Source organism: Ruegeria sp. BHSC043, from assembly GCF_059612985.1.
In genome coordinates, this window is record NZ_JBXWRS010000004.1 from 222,135 (window position 1) to 243,540 (window position 21,406).

The 21,406-nt window shown below is 64.7% G+C and carries 16 protein-coding genes and 1 pseudogene; 11 read left to right on the forward strand and 6 right to left on the reverse strand.

What is annotated here, in order from left to right; genetic code table 11:
* The first annotated feature begins 157 nt into the window (after positions 1 to 157).
* From xdhA to AC2FMM_RS09640, 7 genes are all read left to right on the forward strand, one after another.
* Entirely contained in the window at positions 158 to 1,519 is a 1,362-nt protein-coding gene (xdhA, locus tag AC2FMM_RS09610) for a xanthine dehydrogenase small subunit (RefSeq protein ID WP_496796431.1), read from the forward strand.
* Complete coding sequence (xdhB, locus tag AC2FMM_RS09615; protein ID WP_496796432.1) at positions 1,516 to 3,858, forward strand: xanthine dehydrogenase molybdopterin binding subunit; 2,343 nt, start codon at positions 1,516 to 1,518, stop codon at positions 3,856 to 3,858. The genes xdhA and xdhB overlap by 4 nt, the downstream gene beginning before the upstream one ends.
* Positions 3,858 to 4,793 (forward strand): xanthine dehydrogenase accessory protein XdhC, encoded by a 936-nt coding sequence (gene xdhC, locus AC2FMM_RS09620; RefSeq protein WP_496796433.1) that lies wholly within the window; start codon positions 3,858 to 3,860, stop codon positions 4,791 to 4,793. Before xdhB ends, xdhC begins: the two co-directional genes overlap by 1 nt.
* Positions 4,790 to 6,307 carry an ABC transporter ATP-binding protein gene (locus AC2FMM_RS09625; protein ID WP_496678499.1) on the forward strand — a complete coding sequence of 506 codons (1,518 nt, stop codon included), beginning with the start codon at positions 4,790 to 4,792 and terminating at the stop codon, positions 6,305 to 6,307. Before xdhC ends, AC2FMM_RS09625 begins: the two co-directional genes overlap by 4 nt.
* Before the next feature lie 63 nt (positions 6,308 to 6,370).
* Positions 6,371 to 7,453, forward strand: coding sequence for an ABC transporter permease (locus AC2FMM_RS09630; RefSeq protein ID WP_496796434.1), 1,083 nt, complete (start codon positions 6,371 to 6,373; stop codon positions 7,451 to 7,453).
* Between the two features lie 3 nt (positions 7,454 to 7,456).
* Positions 7,457 to 8,377, forward strand: a complete 921-nt coding sequence (locus AC2FMM_RS09635) for an ABC transporter permease (RefSeq protein WP_496687307.1) — start codon at positions 7,457 to 7,459, stop codon at positions 8,375 to 8,377.
* A gap of 32 nt (positions 8,378 to 8,409) precedes the next feature.
* Positions 8,410 to 9,483 carry a BMP family ABC transporter substrate-binding protein gene (locus AC2FMM_RS09640; RefSeq protein WP_496678504.1) on the forward strand — a complete coding sequence of 358 codons (1,074 nt, stop codon included), beginning with the start codon at positions 8,410 to 8,412 and terminating at the stop codon, positions 9,481 to 9,483.
* Between the two features lie 51 nt (positions 9,484 to 9,534).
* On the opposite strand, the gene AC2FMM_RS09645 is transcribed toward AC2FMM_RS09640, so the two are convergent.
* From AC2FMM_RS09645 to AC2FMM_RS09655, 3 genes and pseudogenes are all read right to left on the reverse strand, one after another.
* Positions 9,535 to 10,149 carry a CDP-alcohol phosphatidyltransferase family protein gene (locus tag AC2FMM_RS09645; RefSeq protein ID WP_496678506.1) on the reverse strand — a complete coding sequence of 205 codons (615 nt, stop codon included), beginning with the start codon at positions 10,147 to 10,149 and terminating at the stop codon, positions 9,535 to 9,537.
* Between the two features lie 71 nt (positions 10,150 to 10,220).
* A pseudogene (locus AC2FMM_RS09650) lies at positions 10,221 to 11,449 on the reverse strand (HlyD family secretion protein).
* Positions 11,442 to 11,849 (reverse strand): hypothetical protein, encoded by a 408-nt coding sequence (locus tag AC2FMM_RS09655; RefSeq protein ID WP_496796469.1) that lies wholly within the window; start codon positions 11,847 to 11,849, stop codon positions 11,442 to 11,444. Before AC2FMM_RS09655 ends, AC2FMM_RS09650 begins: the two are co-directional and overlap by 8 nt.
* A gap of 149 nt (positions 11,850 to 11,998) precedes the next feature.
* Between AC2FMM_RS09655 and AC2FMM_RS09660 the strand changes: the two genes are divergently transcribed.
* The 4 genes from AC2FMM_RS09660 (at position 11,999) to AC2FMM_RS09675 (ending at position 15,063) form a co-directional block, all read left to right on the forward strand.
* The gene (locus tag AC2FMM_RS09660; RefSeq protein ID WP_496743010.1) at positions 11,999 to 12,937 is read left to right on the forward strand and encodes an aldo/keto reductase; all 939 of its coding nucleotides are present in this window, start codon (positions 11,999 to 12,001) and stop codon (positions 12,935 to 12,937) included.
* A complete protein-coding gene (locus tag AC2FMM_RS09665; RefSeq protein ID WP_496796435.1) occupies positions 12,934 to 14,001 on the forward strand; it encodes an NAD(P)/FAD-dependent oxidoreductase in 1,068 nt (355 codons plus the stop codon). Before AC2FMM_RS09660 ends, AC2FMM_RS09665 begins: the two co-directional genes overlap by 4 nt.
* Complete coding sequence (locus AC2FMM_RS09670) at positions 13,998 to 14,651, forward strand: DUF938 domain-containing protein (RefSeq protein WP_496796436.1); 654 nt, start codon at positions 13,998 to 14,000, stop codon at positions 14,649 to 14,651. The genes AC2FMM_RS09665 and AC2FMM_RS09670 overlap by 4 nt, the downstream gene beginning before the upstream one ends.
* Positions 14,652 to 14,724: 73 nt before the next feature.
* On the forward strand, positions 14,725 to 15,063 hold the full coding sequence (locus AC2FMM_RS09675) for a carboxymuconolactone decarboxylase family protein (protein WP_496687299.1): 339 nt from the start codon (positions 14,725 to 14,727) through the stop codon (positions 15,061 to 15,063).
* Positions 15,064 to 15,341: 278 nt separating this feature from the next.
* Here AC2FMM_RS09675 and AC2FMM_RS09680 read toward each other — a convergent pair whose 3' ends face one another.
* From AC2FMM_RS09680 to ggt, 3 genes are all read right to left on the reverse strand, one after another.
* Positions 15,342 to 17,849 (reverse strand): GcvT family protein, encoded by a 2,508-nt coding sequence (locus AC2FMM_RS09680; RefSeq protein ID WP_496796437.1) that lies wholly within the window; start codon positions 17,847 to 17,849, stop codon positions 15,342 to 15,344.
* 225 nt (positions 17,850 to 18,074) lie between these two features.
* The gene (locus AC2FMM_RS09685; RefSeq protein ID WP_496796438.1) at positions 18,075 to 19,472 is read right to left on the reverse strand and encodes an FAD-binding oxidoreductase; all 1,398 of its coding nucleotides are present in this window, start codon (positions 19,470 to 19,472) and stop codon (positions 18,075 to 18,077) included.
* Positions 19,473 to 19,564: 92 nt separating this feature from the next.
* Positions 19,565 to 21,355 carry a gamma-glutamyltransferase gene (ggt, locus tag AC2FMM_RS09690; RefSeq protein ID WP_496796439.1) on the reverse strand — a complete coding sequence of 597 codons (1,791 nt, stop codon included), beginning with the start codon at positions 21,353 to 21,355 and terminating at the stop codon, positions 19,565 to 19,567.
* Positions 21,356 to 21,406 lie beyond the last annotated feature (51 nt).

A 21,406-nucleotide genomic window follows, 5' to 3' on the forward strand; every position in this document is an offset into this window, starting at 1 on the left:
CGAATAGGAATGGTGCATTCCAGGGGCGGTTTTTCTTGCCAGCCGTCCGGCGCTGTTTCTAACATCTTTCGGCAAGCTACAAGCCCGCTTCTTTCTCTACGTCGCATCGAGAGAGGGCACCCATGGGCGCAACGGGGTAACGCGACGGGTTTCTAGAATGAACATCACGTTTCTTCTGAACGGAGAGACTGTGGAGCTGGCGGATGTCGATCCGACGGCCACATTGCTGGATTGGCTGCGCGAGGACCGCGGCCTGACAGGCACGAAGGAAGGCTGCAACGAGGGCGACTGCGGCGCCTGCACCGTGATGGTGACGGATGAGGGCGGCGCCAAGGCGCTGAATGCCTGCATCCTGTTTCTACCGCAGCTGCATGGCAAGGCGGTGCGCACTGTCGAAGGCACGAGCGGGCCGGATGGCCAGATGCACCCGGTTCAGCAGGCGATGGTCGAGCATCACGGCTCGCAATGCGGGTTCTGCACGCCGGGTTTCGTGATGTCTATGGTGGCCAGCCATGCGAATGGCGCGACCGATCACGACACGCAACTGGCCGGCAACCTGTGCCGCTGCACCGGCTATGCCCCGATCATCCGCGCGGCAAAGGCCGTCGAAGACCAGCCGGTGCCGGTCTGGATCAGGGACACGCCGGTGGCGGTCGAACCCGCCTCGCCGATGATGCCGCGCTCGTCCGACGAGCTGGCCGAGGTCTATGCCAGCCATCCCGAGGCGACTCTGGTGGCCGGCGCCACTGATGTGGGCCTGTGGGTGACCAAGCAGTTGCGCGATCTGGACCCGGTGATCTTTCTGGGCGGTTGCGACGATCTGAAGGAGATCTCGATCACCGAAGACGAGGTCCGCATCGGTGCGATGGTGGACATGAACCGCATGGGCGCGGCGATGGCCGATCTGCACCCCTCCTATGCCGAGATGATCCGGCGCTATGCCAGCGTGCAGGTGCGCCATGCGGCCACCGTGGGGGGCAACATCGCCAACGGCTCGCCCATCGGGGACAACCCGCCCGCGCTGATCGCGCTGGGGGCGACGCTGCATCTGCGCAAAGGGGACGCGCGGCGGTCGATCCCGCTGGAGGATTTCTTTGTCGATTACGGCCAGCAGGACCGCGCGCCCGGCGAGTTCGTCGAGGCGGTCAGCTTTGCCCGTCAATCGGACCGGCTGAAATGCTACAAGCTGAGCAAGCGGTTCGATCAGGATATCTCGGCCGTGTGTGGCTGTTTCAATGTCACCGTTTCGGATGGCGTCGTGGCGCAGGCGCGCATCGCCTTCGGTGGCATGGCGGGCATTCCGAAGCGGGCCGCGGCGGTCGAGGCCGCCTTGGTCGGCAAGGCGTGGACGCATGAGACCGTTCAGGCCGCGCTGCCGGCGTTTGACGGGGATTTCACCCCGCTGACCGACATGCGCGCCTCGGCCGAATACCGGCTGGAGACGGCCAGGGCGATGCTGGAGCGGTATTTCGCAGAGGATCAGGGCGAGTTGACCAACGTGCTTGAGGTGTCGGCATGAGCGTGACCAAGCCCCTGCCCCATGACGCAGCACATCTGCATGTGTCGGGAACCGCGCGTTACGTGGATGACATTCCGACGCCCAAAGGCACGCTGCACCTGGCCTTTGGGTTCAGCCCGATCGCCAAGGGCCGGATCACGGCGATGGACCTGTCGGCGGTGAAGGCCGCCGAGGGCGTCGTGATGGTGATGACGGCTGAGGACCTCCCCTTTGCCAATGACGTCTCGCCCTCGGTCCATGACGAGCCGCTGCTAGCGGACGGGACGGTGAACTATGTGGGCCAGCCCGTGTTTCTGGTCGTCGCCACCAGCCATCTGGCGGCGCGCAAGGCGGCGCGGCTGGGCAGGATCGACTATGCCGAGGAAACGCCGATCCTGACCATCGAGGAGGCCTTGGCCGCGGACAGCCGGTTCGAGGACGGCCCGCGGATCTACGCCAAGGGCGACGCCGACGCCGCCATCGCGCAGGCGTCGCATGTGATCGAAGGCACGTTCGAGATCGGCGGGCAAGAGCATTTCTACCTGGAAGGTCAGGCCGCGCTGGCGGTGCCGAACGAGGGCGGGGACATGCTGGTGCATTCCTCGACCCAGCACCCGACCGAGATCCAGCACAAGGTGGCCGAGGCGCTGGGTGTTCCCATGAACGCCGTGCGGGTCGAGACCCGGCGGATGGGCGGCGGCTTTGGCGGCAAGGAAAGTCAGGGTAATGCGCTGGCCGTGGCCTGCGCCATCGCGGCGCGGGCGACCGGGCGGGCCTGCAAGATGCGCTATGACCGCGACGACGACATGATCATCACCGGCAAGCGGCATGCCTTCCGCATCAGCTACAAGGCCGGGTTCGACGCGGAGGGGCGCATTCAGGGTGTCTCGTTCAAGCATTACGCCATCTGCGGCTGGGCGCAGGACCTGTCGCTGCCAGTGGCCGACCGGGCGATGCTGCATGCCGACAACGCCTATCTGTTGCCCAACGCGCGGATCGAGAGCCATCGGCTGAAGACCAACACCCAATCGGCGACGGCGTTTCGCGGCTTTGGCGGGCCGCAGGGCATGGTGGGGATCGAGCGGGTGATGGATCACGCAGCGCATGTGCTGGGGCTGGACCCGGTCGAGCTGCGGCGGCGGAATTACTATGCGGCTCCGGCTGAGGGGGGCTCTGCCCCCCGGCCTGCGGCCTCCCCCCGGAGTATTTCCGAAAAGATGAAGGGGAATACCACGCCCTATGGGCAGGTGGTCGAGGATTTCGAGCTGCACGGGATGACCGAAGCCCTGCTGGCGTCGAGCGACTATGCCGCGCGCAAGGCGGCGGTCGCGGCGTGGAATGCCGAGAACCGCGTTGTCAAGAAGGGCATCGCCTTTTCGCCGGTGAAATTCGGGATTTCCTTTACGCTGACCCATCTGAACCAGGCCGGGGCGCTGGTGCATGTGTATCAGGATGGCTCGGTGCATCTGAACCATGGCGGCACCGAGATGGGCCAGGGGCTGTTTCAGAAAGTGGCGCAGGTGGCGGCCGCGCGGTTCGGCATTCCGCTGGAGATGGTCAAGATCACGGCGACCGATACCGCGAAGGTGCCGAATACTTCGGCCACGGCGGCCTCGTCCGGCAGCGATCTGAACGGGATGGCCGTCAGGGCCGCCTGCGACACGATCCGCGACCGGATGGCCGCCTATCTGGGCCAGCGGCATCAGGCCGACCCATCGGCGGTCGTCTTTGCTGACGGCCGGGTTACCGTGGGCGAGGAAAGCTACAGCTTTGCCGAGGCGGCGGCGCTGGCCTATCAAGGGCGCGTCAGCCTGTCGGCGACCGGGTTCTACAAGACGCCCAAGATCGAGTGGGACCGGATCAAGGGTCAGGGGCGTCCGTTCTATTACTTCGCCTATGGCGCGGCGGTGACCGAGGTGGCGGTGGATACCCTGACCGGGGAAAACCGGATTCTGCGGGCGGATATCCTGCATGATGCCGGCGCCTCGCTGAACCCTGCGCTGGATATCGGGCAGGTCGAGGGCGGCTATGTGCAGGGCGCGGGCTGGCTGACGACCGAGGAGCTGGTCTGGGACGACAAGGGCCGGCTGCGCACCCATGCGCCCTCGACCTACAAGATTCCCGCCTTTTCGGACCGCCCCGGCATCTTCAATGTCGCACTATGGGACGGCCGGAACCGCGAGGACACGATTTACCGCTCGAAGGCGGTGGGTGAGCCGCCCTTCATGCTGGGGATCTCGGCCTGGCTGGCGCTGTCGAATGCCGTTGCGGCCTGTGGCGATGGAGACCCGGGTCTGAACGCTCCGGCCACCGCCGAAGAAGTCTGGCGTGCCATTCGACGCCTGCGTGGAGGCACCTGATGGGATTTGACCGGGAGACATTGAGGGAGGCAGTCGAAAAACACGGCAAGGTGACCCGCGTGGTCATCGCGGCGATACGCGGGTCGTCCCCGCGCGAGGTCGGCGCCGCGATGCTGGTCTGGGACGGCGGGCAGTCGGGCACGATCGGCGGCGGCACGCTCGAGTTTCAGGCGGCCGAGGCGGCCCGGACCCAGCAAGACCGGTCCCGCCTGTCCCGACATGCGCTGGGGCCGGACCTTGGGCAATGCTGCGGCGGCGCCGTCAAGCTGCTGAGCGAGGTCTATGACGCGGAAGCTGTCGCGCAGCTGGACCGCGAGGTGATCGCCCGCCCCGTCACGGATGCTCCGATGCCGCTTTCGGTGAAACGGCTGCTGGCACAGGCCCGCAACCAGGGCCAGCGCCCCGAGCCCCAACTGATCGACGGCTGGATGATCGAACCGGTGCACAGCCCCCTCAGCCAGCTGTGGATCTGGGGGGCCGGACATGTCGGGCGGGCGCTGGTCGGTGTGATGGCCCCCCTGCCCGATCTGGCGATCACCTGGGTGGACACCGCGCCCGACCGTTTTCCCGAGATGGTTCCGCCGGGTGTTACCGCAGTGCCGGCAGCCAATCCGGCGGATCTGGTGCACCACGCTCCGCCAGATGCCGAGCACCTGGTGCTGACATATTCACACAATCTGGACTTTGAACTGTGCAACCGGCTGCTTTGGCATGATTTCCGCTTTGCGGGGCTGATCGGCTCGGCTACGAAATGGGCGCGATTCCGTTCGCGCCTTGCCGCGCTGGGGCATTCACCGGCGCAGATCAGCCGGATCACCTGCCCCATCGGGGACCCGGCCCTGGGCAAGCACCCGCAGATGATCGCAATCGGTGTGGCGGCACATATCCTGCGCCCCGCCCGGCAGAATGACTTGAAGAAGGACCAGAGCGCGTGACCACTCCACTTCTGAGCCTGCAGGGACTGACTAAGGCCTATCCCGGCGTCGTGGCCAATGACCATGTGTCCTTCGACATAGCGGAAGGCGAAGTCCATGCCCTGCTGGGCGAGAACGGCGCCGGCAAGTCCACTCTGGTCAAGATGATCTATGGGCTGGTCAAGCCCGACAGCGGCACGATGCTGATGCGCGGCCAGCCCTACGCCCCAAGCGAACCGCGCGCGGCGCGCGCCGACGGCGTCGCGATGGTGTTCCAGCATTTCTCACTGTTCGACGCGCTGAACGTGGCCGAGAACATCGCCTTGGGCATGGAAAACCCGCCTCCCATGGGCGACCTGGCTGCGCGTATTCGCGAAGTTTCGGAAAATTACGGCCTGCCGCTCGACCCGTACCGGACCGTGGGCGACCTGTCCGCGGGCGAACGCCAGCGGGTCGAGATCATCCGCTGCCTGTTGCAGGACCCCAAGCTGCTGATCATGGACGAACCCACCTCGGTTCTGACACCGCAAGAGGTGGAAATCCTGTTCGAGACGCTGAAAAAGCTGCGCTCGGAGGGTACCTCGATCCTGTACATCTCGCACAAGCTCGAAGAAATCCGCACGCTGTGCGACCACGCCACCATCCTGCGGCTGGGCAAGAATGTGGGCGAATGCGTACCGTCCGAGACCTCGGCCCGCGACATGGCCGAACTGATGGTTGGCTCGGCCTTGCAGACACCGGAACGCGCGGGGCGCGCGTTCGGCCCGGTGGCGCTGGATGTGACCGGCCTGTCGGTGCCGTCTCCGTCCGAGTTCGGCACGGCGCTAAAAAACGTGCACCTGACCGTGCGCAAGGGCGAGGTTCTGGGCATCGGCGGCGTCGCCGGCAACGGGCAGGACGAGTTGCTGGGTGCGCTGTCGGGCGAAATCCTGACCACGGCCGACGCCATCAAATTCAACGGCCAGCCCATCGGCCGGCTGGGGCCCACTGCACGGCGCGAGCTTGGCGTACTGACCGCGCCCGAGGAACGTCTGGGCCATGCGGCGGCACCGGACATGAGTCTGACCGAGAACGCCCTGTTGACCGGGTCGGTGCGGGAAAACCTTGAAACCCGGGGCTTTCTGAAATGGAGCGAAGCCCGGGATTTCGCCGAGCGGATCATCAAAACCTTCGACGTCCGCACGCCCGGCCCTGAGAACGCCGCGCGGTCGCTGTCGGGCGGCAACCTGCAGAAATTCGTGATCGGCCGCGAGGTGCTGCAAAACCCCGAGGTTCTGGTGGTGAACCAGCCGACCTGGGGGGTCGATGCCGCCGCAGCCGCCGCGATCCGTCAGGCTATTCTGGACCTTGCGGCCCAGGGCACGGCTGTGGTTTGCATCAGCCAGGACCTGGACGAGTTGATGGAGATCTCGGACAGTTTCGCCGCGCTGAACGAGGGGCGACTGAGCGCGCCGCGGCCCACGGCCAACCTGAGCGTCGAAGAGATCGGCCTGATGATGGGCGGCGCGCATGGCATGGAGGTGGCGCATGTATAGGCCTCGGCGCGGCTTTCGACCGGCGCACATCAACAAGAACGCAACAGGCAGGGGGATCACGGGATGATCGTGCTGGAGAAACGCCCACAGCCGTCCAAGGCGTGGTCCTACGCCACGCCGCTGGTGGCGGTGGTGGCCACGATGGTGTTCGGCGGGCTGCTGTTCGCCATCTTGGGCAAAAACCCCGTCGAGGCGATCGGCACGATCTTCTGGGAGCCCCTGTTCGGCGAGTTCTCATTCTATTACCGGCCGCAATTGTTGGTGAAAGGCGCGCCGCTGGTCCTGATCGCCATCGGGCTGTCGCTGGGCTTTCGCGCCGGGATCTGGAACATCGGCGCCGAGGGTCAGTACATCATGGGGGCGATTTTCGGCGCGGGCATCGGGCTGGCCTTCTATCCGCTTGATGCTTGGTATGTATTTCCGCTGATGGTCCTCGCCGGGGCCTTTGGCGGCTGGATCTGGGCAATGATCCCGGCCTTTCTGAAAGTGCGCTTCGGCACCAACGAGATTCTTGTCTCGCTGATGCTCGTCTATGTGGCCGAGCAATTCCTGGCCTCGGTCTCGCTGGGGCTGCTTAAAAACCCCGAGGGCTTTGGCTTTCCCGGCTCGCGCAACCTGCAATCCTATGACGCCGCGCACAACGCGGAACTGATCGCAGGATCGGGCATGCACTGGGGTGTGGTCGCGGCCTTCGTTGCGGTAATCTTTGCCTATGTCCTGCTGAACCGGCACATGCTGGGCTTTCACATCCGCCTGACGGGCGAGGCCCCCCGCGCAGCAAGATTCGCAGGCGTGAACCCGCCCCGGCTGATCCTGTTCTGCCTGGGGCTTTCGGGCGCCCTGGCGGGCTTGGCGGGCATGTTCGAAGTGTCCGGCCCGTCGGGCGTGGTGAGCATCGACTTCAACGTGGGCTACGGGTTTACCGCCATCATCGTGGCCTTCCTCGGCCGTCTGCACCCGGTGGGCATCCTTCTGGCCGGCGGCCTGATGGCGCTGACCTATATCGGCGGCGAGATCGCGCAGTCTCAGCTGGGGCTGCCCGCCGCCGCGATTCAGGTGTTTCAGGGGATGCTGCTGTTCTTCCTGCTGGCCTTTGACCTATTGACCAACTACCGCATCCGTGCGGCCCGCAGCGAGGTGGCGTGACCCATGAACCTTGGTGAAATCAACCCCATTCTGCTCATCGCCTCGCTGATGGTGGCGGCCACCCCGCTGTTGCTGGCCGCAATCGGAGAGCTGGTCGTCGAGAAAGCCGGCGTACTGAACCTTGGCGTCGAAGGCATGATGATCGTGGGCGCGATCAGCGGCTTTGCGATCTCGGTCGAGACCGGCTCGCCCTGGCTGGGTTTCGTGGCGGCGGCCATCGGCGGCGCGCTGCTGTCGCTGCTGTTCGTGCTGCTGACCCAGTTCGCACTGGCCAACCAGGTGGCCAGCGGCCTGGCCCTGACGCTGTTCGGCCTGGGCCTCAGCGCGTTGTTGGGGCAAAGCTATGTGGGCATCAAGCCGCCCAGCATGGGCGACATCCACATCCCCGTCCTGAGCGACCTGCCGGTGATCGGCCCCATCCTGTTCCAGCATGATCCGATCCTGTATGTGGGCATCGCGCTGACCGCAGGGGTGTGGGCGATGTTGAAATACACCCGAGCGGGTCTGATCCTGCGCGCGGTGGGGGAAAACCACGATGCCGCCCATGCGCTGGGCTACAAGGTGGTGCGGATCCGCATTCTGGCCATCCTCTTCGGCGGCGCCTGCGCCGGGCTGGGTGGGGCCTATATCAGCCTGATCCGGGTACCACAATGGACCGAAGGCATGACCGCCGGCGTCGGCTGGATCGCGCTGGCACTGGTGGTGTTCGCCAGCTGGAAACCGTGGCGCACCTTGCTGGGTGCCTATCTGTTCGGCGGCATCACCGTTCTGCAGCTGAATTTGCAGGCAGCGGGCGTTGCCATCCCTGTCGAGTATCTGGCAATGTCGCCCTACATCATAACGATCCTTGTGCTCGTGATCCTTTCGGCCGACAAGAGCAGGGCACCTGCCTCACTTGGCCGGACCTTCCACGCCTCGCACTAGGGGCCAACTGTACCAAATTGGGGAGTAACTAAATGAAATTCACTTCACTTCTGGCAAGCGCCGCCATGGCACTTGGCCTTGCCACGGGCGCCGTGGCCGAGGACAAGACAAAGGTCGGGTTCGTCTATGTCGGCCCGGTGGGCGATGGCGGCTGGACCTACGAGCACGACAAGGGCCGTCAGGCTGTCGAGAAGCACTTTGGCGACAAGGTCGAAACCGTGTACGTGGAATCGGTGCCCGAAGGCCCGGATGCCGAGCGCGTCATGACCCAGATGGCGCTGGAAGGGGCCGACCTGATCTTTACCACCTCGTTCGGCTACATGGACCCGACCATCAACGTGGCCAAGAAATTCCCGAACGTGAAATTTGAGCACGCCACCGGCTACAAGACCGCCGACAACGTGTCGGTCTACTCGGCGCGTTTCTATGAGGGTCGCGCTGTCCAAGGTCATATCGCCGGCAAGATGACCAAGTCGAACATCATCGGCTATATCGGCTCGTACCCGATCCCCGAAGTGATCCGCGGCATCAACTCGGCCTTCATTCACGCCAAGAAGGTGAACCCGGATGTCGAGTTCAAAATCGTCTGGGCCTACACCTGGTTCGATCCGGCGAAAGAGGCTGATGCCGCCAAGGTTCTGATCGAACAGGGCGCCGATGTGATCCTGCAGCACACGGACTCGACCGCACCGCAGGCTGCCGCACAAGAAGCCGGCAACGTGATCACTTTCGGCCAGGCCTCGGACATGAGCGAATATGCTCCGATGCCGCGCGTCAGCTCGATCATCGACAACTGGGCGCCTTACTACATCGCGCGCACCCAGGCTGTGATGGATGGCACCTGGGAGTCGGTGAACACCTGGGACGGTATCAAGGAAGGTATGGTCGAGATCGGCGAGATCTCCGATGCCGTTCCGGCCGACGTCAAGGCTGAAGCTCTGGCTCTGAAGGACGCGATCGCATCGGGTGAATACCATCCTTTCACCGGCCCGCTGAACAAGCAGGACGGCAGCGCCTGGCTGGCCGAAGGCGAAGTGGCCGATGACGGCACGCTGGCCGGCATGAACTTCTATGTCGAAGGCCTGGAAGGCGAAATTCCGCAGTAAGCCGGATCTGAAAAGCACCGGAAAGCCCGCCCCATCTGGCGGGCTTTTTTGTTACAGTTGATCCCGAAAACTGCGCCAGGCCAGAAGAACCCGCGACGACGCCGTCAGGAAACACAGCCCCCCGAACACCCAAGCCATGGGCGCGAATGCCTGCGGCAGCAGGCAAAGCAGAACCAGGAAAGCGATCGTCTCTGCCCCTTCCAGCAGGCCGCCGGTGAAATACAGCGCCTTCTTCCCCCGCGCCTCGGACCGCAGTCCGTGACGGTCGGCCAGCAGGGCAAAGCCCAGAAAGCTGGTGCCGTTAACGTAGAAGGACAGCAGCAGAAAGGCCCCGGCAAAGCCGTTGGCCGCAGGGTCGGCGACGACGAATGCGAACGGGACCGCGCCGTAGAACAGGAAATCGCAGGTGATATCAAGGTAACCGCCGAAATCGGTCCCACCGCGCGCGCGGGCCACCGCGCCATCCAGCCCATCCGCCAAGCGCGACAACAGCAGCGGCAGCAAGGCCCACGCCGTTTCCCCAACGGCGATCAGGCCGCAGGCCACCAGCCCCAGCCCCAACCCGATCAGCGTGATCTGGTTGGCGGTAAAGCCCAGCCGGGCAAGAACACGCCCCTGCGCGTTCAGCACCGGATCAATAATGGGTCGGATCTGTGCATCGAACATGCGCGGCTCCTAGCCTGCGATCCCGATTTTGGCCAGACACAATGGCGCGAGCGCGCAGTCGCTGCACGCGGCTAGTGCCCGCTGAGCACCAATGTGTTAACCGGCATCAGGATCAGCCGCAGGCGCAGGCCCGCCGCATGCAAGGCACCGATCGCGTCGACCACGTGGTAAAACGCCTTCTGCCAGAACCCTAGGCTTTCATCCTCGAGCTTGTGGTGATTGTCGGTATAGACATTGGCCAGGCAGTTGCTGCCCGGCGGGATCGTGTCGGCCATGCCGCCATACAGCGGCTCGAGATAGACGAGGATCGAACCCGGATTGGTATTGACCTGCACGTCACGCAACTCGTCCGTGGGCCGGATCTGCCCCGATGGGATCACGTCCTGCACCTGAACCACCACGACAGGGATCACCGTGAACGGCTTGGTCATGCAGCCCAGTTCTCCGATCTTGCCGGGCTCGATCACCTGTGCGCTCATCTGGTTGAACGCGGCCTGGAACCTGTCGCGCCCCGAGTTTGAGGGCACCAGAATGCCCGCCGACGCAGAAGCGGGCTTACATAGTCGCCGACCTGCATCCCGAACTGCTCGACCCGGCCGGTCACGCCGGCACTGACGACCGCCTTGTCCAACTCACCCAACGCCGCGTCCAACTGCGGATTGGCGCTGGACAGTTGGGCGGGGTTCAATTCCTCGATCTGCTGAACGACAGCGGCCTTCTTCGACTCGGCCGCACGCACTTGGGCCTGGCGCTCGGCCACCATGTTTTCTAGCCGGTCGATCTCGGCCAGCCGCACGGCGCTGGAGCCCTCGTCGCGCCGGGTCGTGTTGCGCTCGAGGTCCTCAAGGCCCTGATCCAGCGCGGCCTTGGCCGCCGCAATGCCAGCCTCGGCTTCGGCCAAGTCGCTCTCGGCCACTTTCAACGAGGCCTGGATCTGGGCGATCTGCGCATGGGCCGCCTCGACCTGGGCCTTCTGGCTGAAATCCTCGATCCGGAAGATCGGCTGCCCCGCGGTGACGATCTGGTTGTTGGTCACATAGACCTTGGACACCCGCCCGCCCAGCTTTGGCAGGATCGTCACCGTGCGGAAATACGACACCGCGGTCTTGCTGACCGGATGAAAGTCGAACAACATGGTGATCACGAGCGCGAGGATCGCGCAGGTGGTCAGGTCCCAGCGCAGCTCGTACCACATGGTGAACAGGGTGATTTCATGCCCGATCCGCTTGCCCTGCACGAACCTGCGGAACAGGAAATCCCGCAGCACGGTGTCCAGCGCGCACATCAGTGTTTCAAGCATCGGCCGCAGCTCCGTCAGTGCGCGTCCCCTGGGCGGTCACGGGTGCCGCGGGCGCCTCTGGGTCGGGTGGCTGGCCGCGGCCCGGTGCCAATGACCGGATGGCATCGGCAATCGAACGCAGCGGAGCAGCGAAGTTCGGAAACTGGAAACCCGCCATCAGGATCGCTGCAATCAAGAAGATGCCGTCGTGGATGAACAGTGCCAGCAGCGCCAGAATCCTGACCAATTTAAACTGAGGATGGTTGTTTTCATGCGCCATCTTTTCCGGCACCGAATGCAGGGTCAGGTACCCGACCCCGATCAGAACGACCACGCCGACGGTGAAAAACACAATGAAGGTGAACAGAAAGTCGCTTCCAACCGCCTCTGTCACATACGAGGGGATATGCCCCGTGGCCATCGGGTGAATATCTGCGCCGGTAAAATCCGCCTCCGGAAAATCCTGCAGAAAGGGACTTGATGGGTTGATGCGCAAATTCAACCCCGCTTAAACAAGGGGGACGGATTGTTCCGGCGTTTCGTCCAAACGATCACCAATCGGACGCAGACATGACCCAGTACCTTACCACCCTGAACGGCGCACCCTTGCGCGGATTTGCCTTCGGCACGATGCAATTCGGCGGCCGCGCCGATGCGGACCAGAGCCGAGCGATGTATGATGCCTGCCGGGCCGCAGGGATCGCGCATTTCGACACGGCATATGTCTACACCGATGGCGCCTCGGAAACCTTGCTGGGCCAGATGATCGCGCCCGAGCGCGACGATCTGCTGATTGCGACCAAGGTCGGGTACACCGGTGGCGCGGGGGCGGCGAATATCGAAAGCCAGTTTGACATTTCTCGCGCCCGACTGGGGCAGGACGTGATCGACCTGCTGTACCTGCACCGGTTCGACCCCGGAACCGATCTGGCCGAGACGATGGAGTGTTTCGCCCGCCTGAAACAGGCCGGCAAGATCCGCTATGTGGGCCTGTCCAACTTTGCCGCCTGGCAGGTGATGAAAGCCGCACAGATCGCCGCGCAGTTCGATCTGACGATCGACGCGCTGCAGCCGATGTACAACCTCGTCAAGCGTCAGGCCGAGGTCGAGATCCTGCCCATGTGTTCCGATCAGGGAATCGCTGTGTTTTCCTATTCTCCTCTGGGCGGCGGTCTGCTGACCGGCAAGTATGCGCGCGGCGGCGGCGGGCGGCTGGCCGAAGATGAACGCTATGCCAGCCGCTACGGGGCCGACTGGATGGCCGAAACCGCGACCCGGTTGGCCGATCTGGCGGCCGAAACCGGGGTCGATCCGGCGACGTTGGCGGTGGCCTGGGTCTCCGCCAGCCCCTATGCGCCGACCCCCATCATTTCGGCGCGCAGCCGCGAACAACTGGACCCGTCGCTGGCCGCGCTGACCTTCGAAATGTCCCCCGATCTTTATGCCCGCATCACCGCGCTCAGCGTATCGCCGCCACCCGCCACCGACAGGCTCGAGGAGGCCACATGATCGACTTTCTGGTCATCGGCGGCGGCGTCGCGGGGCTGAGTGCAGGCGCCCGCCTGTCGGAACACGGCTCGGTCACCGTTCTCGAGGCCGAAGACGCGTTAGGCTACCACGCCTCGGGGCGCTCGGCCGCGCTATTCGAGGAGGGGTATGGCCCCGCTTCGGTGGTTGCATTGAACAGGGCCAGTGCCGGGTTCTTTTCCGACAGCGGATACCTGACGCCGCGCAGTCTGATGCTGTTGGCCAAGCAGAATCAGGCCGAACAGTTCGCCCTGGACGTGGCCGAATTGAACATGACGGAAATCCCGATTTCAGAGGCACTGGCGCATGTCCCTATTCTGAACCCTGAAACGGTGACCCGCGCCGCGCTTAGCGAGGCCGCCCATGACATCGACACCGACCTCGTCCTGCAGGATTTCGCCCGCACGATCCGCGCCAATTGCGGGACGGTCCTGACCGGGCAGGCGGTGACAGGTATCCGCAAGGCCGGACACTGGATCGTGACGGCAGAGCAGGAATTCGAAGCCCGGACCATCGTCAACGCGGCAGGCGCATGGGTGGATGAGGTGGCAACGATGGCAGGGATCGACCCGATCGGGATCACGCCGCGGCGTCGCTCGATGGCGCGCCTGCCCGCGCCCGGCGGCCATGACCTGCGCCACTGGCCAATGATGCTGGGCACGGGCGAGACCTGGTATGCCAAGCCCGACGCCGGCAAGCTGCTGGTGTCCCCGGCCGACGCCGACCCCGTTGCCCCACAGGACGCCTGGGCCGATGACATGGTGCTGGCCGAAGGGTTGGCGCGTTACGAGGAAATGGTCATCTGCCCGGTTGTGCGGGTGGAAACCAATTGGGCCGGTCTGCGCAGCTTTGCGCCCGACGGCACGCTGGTTCTGGGTCCGGATCCGGCGGATGCCAGCTTTGTCTGGTCGGCCGCGCAGGGTGGCTATGGGTTTCAGACCGCACCTGCGGCAGCGCGGCTGGTCGCCGACCTGGCGCTGGGCCTGCCGCCCGAGCTGCCGCCCGAGATCGTCACGGCGCTGTCCCCAGCGCGACTGCGATCATGACCCGGCGCCCCCTTCCCCCGTGCGCAAGCGTCGCCACTCCGGGCGATGGCGCCCGGCTGGTCGCCCCGGCTGCCAGCAGGAACGTCGCACACCTGTGCGCTCTGCTATCCGAGGTCGCCCCCGACCGAGGCCGCGCGCTGGAGCTGGCCAGCGGCACCGGTCAGCATGTCGCTGCGTTTGCCGAGCGGCTGCCCGGGCTCGAATGGCAGCCGACCGAGATCGACGCCGCGCGGCGCGCCAGCATCGACGACTATGCAAGCGACCTGCCGAACGTGGCCCCGGCCATCGCGCTGGAGGCGACCGAGCGTGGCTGGGCGGACCGGCACGGTGGGCAGGATCTGATCGTGCTGATCAACCTGCTGCACCTCATCAGCCAGCCCGAGGCAGAGACCATCATCGCCGAGACCGCCTGCGCCCTTGCCCCGGGCGGGCGTTTCGTCCTCTATGGCCCGTTCATGCGGGCCGGGGAACTGACCAGCGAAGGCGATGCCAGATTCCACGCCACCCTGACCGCGCAGGATCCCGAAATCGGCTACAAGGACGATTTCGACACGATCGACCTGATGCAGGACGCAGGGCTGGAACTGGTGCAGGTCTTGGAGATGCCTGCAAACAATCTGGCCCTAGTCGCCGAAAAACCGGCGACCTGATCGAGATCAAGGAGACAGCTCCAAAACCCTATACACATGCCAACAACGATATGTTTCAAAAGGGTAGCTACACATGAGCTGGAAAGAAAAACTCTCTGCCACACGATCGGGGCTGAGAAACCTGAACGGCGCGGTCCCCGACACGGCCCGCGCCTTCGGCGCGTTGAGCAAGTCCGTCAAGGAAGGCGGAACGCTTGACTACAAGACCAAGGAATTCGTCGCCCTCGGCATCTCGGTCGCGGTGCGGTGCGAGCCCTGTATCTCTCTGCATGTCGAAGCCCTGATCAAGGCGGGCGCAACCCGCGAAGAGGTCGCGGATGTTTTGGCGATGAGCATCCAGATGGGCGGCGGGCCGTCAATGATGTATGCGGCCAAGGCGCTGGAATGTTTCGATGAACTGACCTCGGACTGAGCCAGGTGCCCCACCGGGAAAGCCTGCCAAGGCAGGCTTGCCTCCGGCGGAGGTATTTTTGAACAGAAGAAGGGTTTTGTTTACCATTCTCTGAAAGTCTGGAGATGCGGTACAGGCGGAGGCGCCGATGACCGCAACAGGAGAAGGCCCCCTGCCACAGGCGGGGGGCTGGATCATTTCTCGATCCGGCTGCTTCTTCTGTTTGAAAATACCTCCGCCGGAGGCATGGGCCGCCGCAGGCGGCGCATTCAGGGCGCGCCGCCTGACAGGGGGAGCAATCAGCCGTCCTTGCGGATGGTTTCGTTCTTCGGGTCGTAGGGGCTGTCGCAGGTCACGACCGCATCCCACAGCTTGTCGAACATCTTGACCTTCAGCTTGGTGCCCTCCACGGCCAGCTCGGGCTTGACGTAGCCCATGCCGATCGATTTCTCGAAGGCCACCGAATAACCACCCGAGGTCAGACGGCCCACACGCTCGCCTTCGGGCGTATAGAGCGCCTCGCGGCCCCACGGGTCGGCATCCTCGGGCCCGTCGATAAGCAGGGTGCAGCATTTCACCCGCACGCCGGTCTCGATCAGCTTGTCCTTGCCGTGGAATTCTTTGTTCAGATCGACGAAACGCGGCAGGTCGGCCTCGAGCGGGGTAGCGTCGCGGCCCAGTTCGGTGCCGAAGGCGCGATAGGATTTCTCCTGCCGCAGCCAGTTCTGGGCGCGGGCGCCGACCAGCTTCATGCCGTGCTTCTCTCCGGCTTTCTCCAGCAGGTTGAACAGGTAGTTCTGCATCTCGATCGGGTGGTGCAGTTCCCAGCCCAGCTCGCCGGTATAGGCCACGCGGATCGCGTTGACCGGGCACATGCCCAGTTCGATCCGGCGGGCCGACAGCCACGGGAAGCGCTTGTTCGACAGGGCGGTTTCGGGCTCGGCGTCCTTGATGACCTCTTTCAGCACGTCGCGCGACTTGGGCCCGGCGATGGCAAAGACGCCCCACTGGGTGGTCACGTCCTGGATCTCGATATAGCCGAACTCGGCCATCTTGTCCTCGGCCGCCTTGCGCAGGAAGTCGGCGTCATACTCGGTCCAGGCACCGGCCGAGACGAGGTAATACTCGTGCTCTTTCAGGCGCACGATGGTGTACTCTGTGCGGGTGGTGCCGTGATCGGTCAGGGCATAGGTCAGGTTGATGCGCCCGACCTTGGGCAGCTTGTTACAGGTGAACCAGTCGAGGAACTGCGTGGCGCCCGGTCCTTTGACGATGTGCTTGGTAAAGGCGGTGGCGTCGATCAGGCCGACGCCGTTGCGGATCGCCTTGGCCTCTTCCACGGCATATTGCCACCAGCCGCCGCGGCGGAAGCTGCGGGCGTCGTGGTCGAAATTCTCGGGCGCATCCAGCGGGCCAAAGTAGTTCGGACGCTCCCAGCCGTTGACCCAGCCGAACTGCGCGCCGCGCGCCTTCTGGCGGTCATAGGCCGGGGCGGTGCGCAGCGGGCGGCAGGCCTCGCGCTCTTCGTCCGGGTGGTGCAGGATGTAGACGTGCTCGTAGCATTCCTCGTTCTTGCGCGCGGCGAACTCGGTGGTCATCCAGTTGCTGGAGTAGCGTTTCGGGTCCAGCGAGGCCATGTCGATCTCGGCCTCGCCCTCGACCATCAACTGCGCCAGGTAATAACCGGTGCCGCCGGCGGCAGTGATACCGAACGAGAAGCCCTCGGCCAGCCACATGTTGCGCAGACCCGGCGCGGGGCCGACCAGCGGGTTGCCATCGGGGGTATAGCAGATCGGGCCGTTGAAATCGTCCTTGAGGCCAACCGTTTCCGTGGACGGAATCCGGTGGATCATGCTCATGTATTCCTCTTCGATCCGCTCGAGATCCAGCGGGAAGAGGTCGGCGCGGAAGCTGTCGGGCACGCCATATTCGAAACGGGCCGGCGCGTTGCGCTCGTAGGGGCCCAGGATCCAGCCGCCGCGTTCCTCGCGCACATACCACTTGGCGTCGGCGTCGCGCAGAACCGGATGCTCGGGGTTGCCGGCCTCGCGGAACTTGACCAGCTCGGCGTCGGGTTCGGTGACGATGAACTGATGCTCGACCGGGATCGCGGGGATCTTGATCCCCAGCATCCGCGCCGTGCGCTGCGCGTGGTTGCCCGAGGCGGTCACCACATGCTCGGCCGAGACGACGATCTGCTCGTCTGACGGCACCAGGTTGCCGCCCTTCTCGACCATCTTGGTCAGGGTCACGTCCCAGTGGTCGCCTTTCCATTCAAAGGCATCGGCCTGCCACTTGCGCTCGATCATAACGCCGCGCTGACGGGCGCCCTTGGCCATCGCCATGGTCACGTCGGCCGGGTTGATGTAGCCGTCGGTCGGATGATAGATCGCGCCGACCAGATCATCGGTCCGCACCAGCGGCCACCGCTCCTTGATCTGGGCCGGGCTCAGCCATTCGTAGGGCACACCGCAGGTTTCGGCGGTCGAGGCATACAGCATGTATTCGTCCATACGCTCCTGCGTCTGGGCCATGCGCAGGTTGCCCACCACCGAGAAGCCCGCATTCAGGCCCGTTTCCGCCTCGAGCGTCTTATAGAAATCCACCGAGTATTTGTGGATGTGGGTCGTCGCGTAGGACATGTTGAAGAGCGGCAGCAGACCCGCCGCGTGCCAGGTGGACCCCGCAGTCAGTTCGTCCCGTTCGATCAGCATGACATCGTCCCAGCCCGCCTTGGCCAGGTGATAGGCAATCGATGTGCCGATGGCGCCGCCGCCAACGATCAATGCTTTGACTTGGGTTTTCATGTGCCCGCTCTCCGGATTGAGTCTGTTTGGCAAGGTTTATGCCCAAGCGCATGGCAAACCGCCAAGTCCATCCGACGCAAAACGGTACAAAACCGACCTGCGCGCCCTCAGCGCCGGAGAATGCTCGGCAAAACGGGTGGTTCGGGGACCCAACGGCGGATGAAGCGCCGCGCCTCTTTCACCTGTTCCCGACTGCCTTTGCCAAGACCCACCATCCGGTTCAGATCAGACGATCTTGCCCGGGTTCATGATGTTGTGCGGATCCAGCGCGGCCTTGATCGCCCGCATGTAATCGACGGCCGGCCCGAGTTCCCGCGTCAGGTAAGGCTTCTTGCCCTGCCCGATCCCGTGTTCGCCCGTGCAGGTTCCCTCCATCGAGATGGCCAGATCGTTCAGCCAGCCGACGAAGTCCTCGGCCTTGGCGACCTCGTCCGGGTTGTCCATGTCGATCAGCAGCAGCGTATGGAAATTGCCGTCGCCGACGTGACCGACGACAGGCGCCAACAGGCCAAGCTCTGCCGCCTTGTCCTGAGCCGCGGTCACGCATTCCGCCAGGCGCGAAATCGGCACGCAGACATCGGTCGAGATCCCGCGCGCGCCCGGCCGCAGCTGCAACGAGGCCCAGTACATGTCGTGCCGCGCCTGCCATAGCTTGTTGCGCTCTTCCACGGTCGCGGTTGCCGCGAACCCGGTCCCACCGAATTCGTCGGCGATGTCGCCGAAAGTCTCGGCCTGTTCGGCGGCGCCCGCGTCTGAGCCGTGGAACTCGAGCAGCAGCAGCGGCGTCTCGGGCAGATCGAGGCCGGAATAGGCATTGGCGGCCCTGACGGACAGTTGGTCCAGAAGTTCGATCCGCGCCACCGGCACACCGTATTGGATGGTGGCCATCACCGCCTGGCAGGCCGCATCGACGGACGGAAAGGAACACCGTGCCGAGCTGATCGCCTCGGGGATGCCATGCAGGCGCAAGGTCAACTGGGTGATCACCCCCAGCGTGCCTTCGGCGCCGATCAGCAGCCGGGTCAGATCATACCCGGCCGAGGTTTTTTTTGCGCGGTGGCCGGTGCGGATGATCCGGCCGTCGGGCATGACGGCTTCCAGGCTCAGGACATTGTCCTTCATCGTCCCGTAGCGCACCGCGTTGGTGCCGGATGCCCGCGTTGCGGCCATGCCACCCAGCGAGGCATTCGCGCCGGGGTCGATTGGAAAGAACAGCCCCTTGTCACGCAGGTGGGTGTTCAACTGCTCGCGCGTGACACCGGGCTGGACGATGCAGTCCAGATCGCCCTCGTTCACGGCCAGAATCCGGTTCATCTGGCCCAGATCAATGCAGACTCCGCCCGCCGGCGCGTTCACATGCCCTTCCAGCGACGTGCCTGTTCCGAACGGAATGACCGGCACCTTGTGCGCGGCGCAAGTTGCAACGATTTCGGCCACTTCTTCGGTGGAGGCGGCAAAGATCACCGCATCCGGGCTCTGGTTCTCGATCCAGGTCGTGGTGTGCCCGTGCTGTTCGCGCACCGAGGCGCCGGTTTGCAAACGGTCGCCGAAACGCTGCTTGAGAATGCCGATTGCGGTCTCGATCCCCGCCGCGTTTCTCTCCAATGTGGCTGCACGGCCCATGGCATCCCCCTTTTCTGATCCACTCTGCGCAAAGCGTTTCAATGACTAGATTGCCCGCGCGCGGCAGGCAATCCCCGGCCCCTGCGACGTGATCACTCGCCCAGCGCGATGCCCTCGCGCCGGGGGTCCGCGCCACCGCGCAACCCATCGCGGATCTCGATTGCGTGCAGACCCGATGTCAGATCGCGCGCGTTCACCTCGAACCCCAGCCCGGCCAGCGCATCGGCAAGCCCCTCGGCCTCGGTCCCGGCCTCCACGTCATAGGTGCCGAAGCGGTTGACCAGATGCGGCAGGGCGACCGCCTGCTGCGCGTCCATGCCCCAGTCGGCCCAGGCAATGATGGACTTGGCGACATAGCCGATGATTCGGCTGCCGCCGGGCGATCCGATCGCCAGAACCGGCGCACCGTCCTGCAGGACGATGGTCGGGCTCATCGACGACCGGGGGCGCTTGCCCGGCTCCAGCCGGTTGGCGATTGGTACGCCGTCCTTGTGGGTGCGGAACGAAAAATCGGTCAGTTCGTTGTTCAGCAGGAACCCGTTGGTCATCAGGCGCGAGCCGAACCCGTTCTCGATGGTCGTCGTCATCGACAGGACGTTGCCAGCCGCATCGACGATGGAAATATGCGAGGTCGAGGGCAGTTCGATCGAAACATCGTCGGCCCAGTTCAGGGCGTGATCGAATTCGGGCATTCCCGGAGCCACCTCGGTCAGGGCCGCGGGGCCGTTCAGCAATGCGGCGCGCCCCGACAGATAGTCCGGATCGACCAACCCCTGCGTGGGCATGGGAACAAAGTCGCTGTCGGCCATGTACCGGCCTCGATCCGCGAAGGCCAGGCGCGAGGCGTCGCCGATCAGCCGCCAGGCCTCGGCGCTGTCAGGACCCAGCGCCGCCAGATCGAACCCGTTCAAAAGGCCCAGGATCTGCCCCACCGTCAGCGCACCCGAGGACGGCGGCCCCATCCCGCAGACCTCATAGGCGCGATATTCGGCGCAGACCGGTTCGCGTTCGAGCACCTGATACAGCGCCAGATCCACCCCCGACAGGACGCCCGGGTTGCCCGGTGCGTTTCGGACGGTGCTGACGATATCCGCCGCGATCTCGCCGCCATAGAAACCGGCGGACCCCTCGCGTGCCAGAATGCGCAGGGTCCGGGCATAGTCGGGGTTGGTCAGCCGCTGGCCTTGCTGAATGGGCGTTCCGCCCGGCAGGAAATACTCGGCCGTGGCCGGGAACCGCGACAGACGCTCGGCATCGGCGGCCACCAGACTGGCCAGCCGGGGCGAGACCACGAAGCCTTCCTCGGCCAGGCGGATGCCATCCTCGAACAGGCCGGGCCACGGCGTGCGCCCCCAGCGCCGGTGCGCGTCCTCCAGAACGGCCGGTGTGCCGGGCGTTCCAACCGACAACCCGCCTACAACCGCATCGAAGAACTTCAGCGGTTCGCCGTTTTCGTCCTGAAACAGGGTCGGCGTGGCAGCACGCGGCGCGGTTTCCCGCCCGTCGAGCGTGGTCAAAGACTGCGTGGCCGCATCATACCAGACCAGGAATGCGCCGCCGCCCAGCCCCGAGGATTGCGGCTCGACCAACCCCAAGACCACCTGTACTGCAACCATGGCATCGGCCGCCGATCCTCCGTTGCGCAGCACCCTGGCGCCCGCCTCGACCGCCAGCGGATTGGCTGCGGCCACCATCCAGTTCTGCGCCGAAACCGGCCGACCGGCCGCCTTGGCCTCGAGCGCGGCCAGGGCTTGTTCGGTCAGCGCCAGAACCTGACCTTCCGAGGCGGCCTCGGGGGCCACGGCATCGGCGGCTTCCTGTGAGATCGAAGGGCCGGCCAAAGCCAGCGCCGCAAGCGTCAATCCAGAAAACAAAACACGCATCCTGAAGTCCTCCCGAAAAAAATTTTGCTGTGGGCCGCGCCTAGCGGGCCC

Bases quoted from the DNA above. Each gene is read 5' to 3' on its own strand.
- xdhA (WP_496796431.1), top strand. From the start codon at position 158: ATGAACATCACGTTTCTTCTGAACGGAGAGACTGTGGAGCTGGCGGAT.
- xdhB (WP_496796432.1), top strand. From the start codon at position 1,516: ATGAGCGTGACCAAGCCCCTGCCCCATGACGCAGCACATCTGCATGTG.
- xdhC (WP_496796433.1), top strand. From the start codon at position 3,858: ATGGGATTTGACCGGGAGACATTGAGGGAGGCAGTCGAAAAACACGGC.
- AC2FMM_RS09630 (WP_496796434.1), top strand. From the start codon at position 6,371: ATGATCGTGCTGGAGAAACGCCCACAGCCGTCCAAGGCGTGGTCCTAC.
- AC2FMM_RS09635 (WP_496687307.1), top strand. From the start codon at position 7,457: ATGAACCTTGGTGAAATCAACCCCATTCTGCTCATCGCCTCGCTGATG.
- AC2FMM_RS09640 (WP_496678504.1), top strand. From the start codon at position 8,410: ATGAAATTCACTTCACTTCTGGCAAGCGCCGCCATGGCACTTGGCCTT.
- AC2FMM_RS09645 (WP_496678506.1), bottom strand. From the start codon at position 10,149: ATGTTCGATGCACAGATCCGACCCATTATTGATCCGGTGCTGAACGCG.
- AC2FMM_RS09655 (WP_496796469.1), bottom strand. From the start codon at position 11,849: ATGGCCACGGGGCATATCCCCTCGTATGTGACAGAGGCGGTTGGAAGC.
- AC2FMM_RS09660 (WP_496743010.1), top strand. From the start codon at position 11,999: ATGACCCAGTACCTTACCACCCTGAACGGCGCACCCTTGCGCGGATTT.
- AC2FMM_RS09665 (WP_496796435.1), top strand. From the start codon at position 12,934: ATGATCGACTTTCTGGTCATCGGCGGCGGCGTCGCGGGGCTGAGTGCA.
- AC2FMM_RS09670 (WP_496796436.1), top strand. From the start codon at position 13,998: ATGACCCGGCGCCCCCTTCCCCCGTGCGCAAGCGTCGCCACTCCGGGC.
- AC2FMM_RS09675 (WP_496687299.1), top strand. From the start codon at position 14,725: ATGAGCTGGAAAGAAAAACTCTCTGCCACACGATCGGGGCTGAGAAAC.
- AC2FMM_RS09680 (WP_496796437.1), bottom strand. From the start codon at position 17,849: ATGAAAACCCAAGTCAAAGCATTGATCGTTGGCGGCGGCGCCATCGGC.
- AC2FMM_RS09685 (WP_496796438.1), bottom strand. From the start codon at position 19,472: ATGGGCCGTGCAGCCACATTGGAGAGAAACGCGGCGGGGATCGAGACC.
- ggt (WP_496796439.1), bottom strand. From the start codon at position 21,355: ATGCGTGTTTTGTTTTCTGGATTGACGCTTGCGGCGCTGGCTTTGGCC.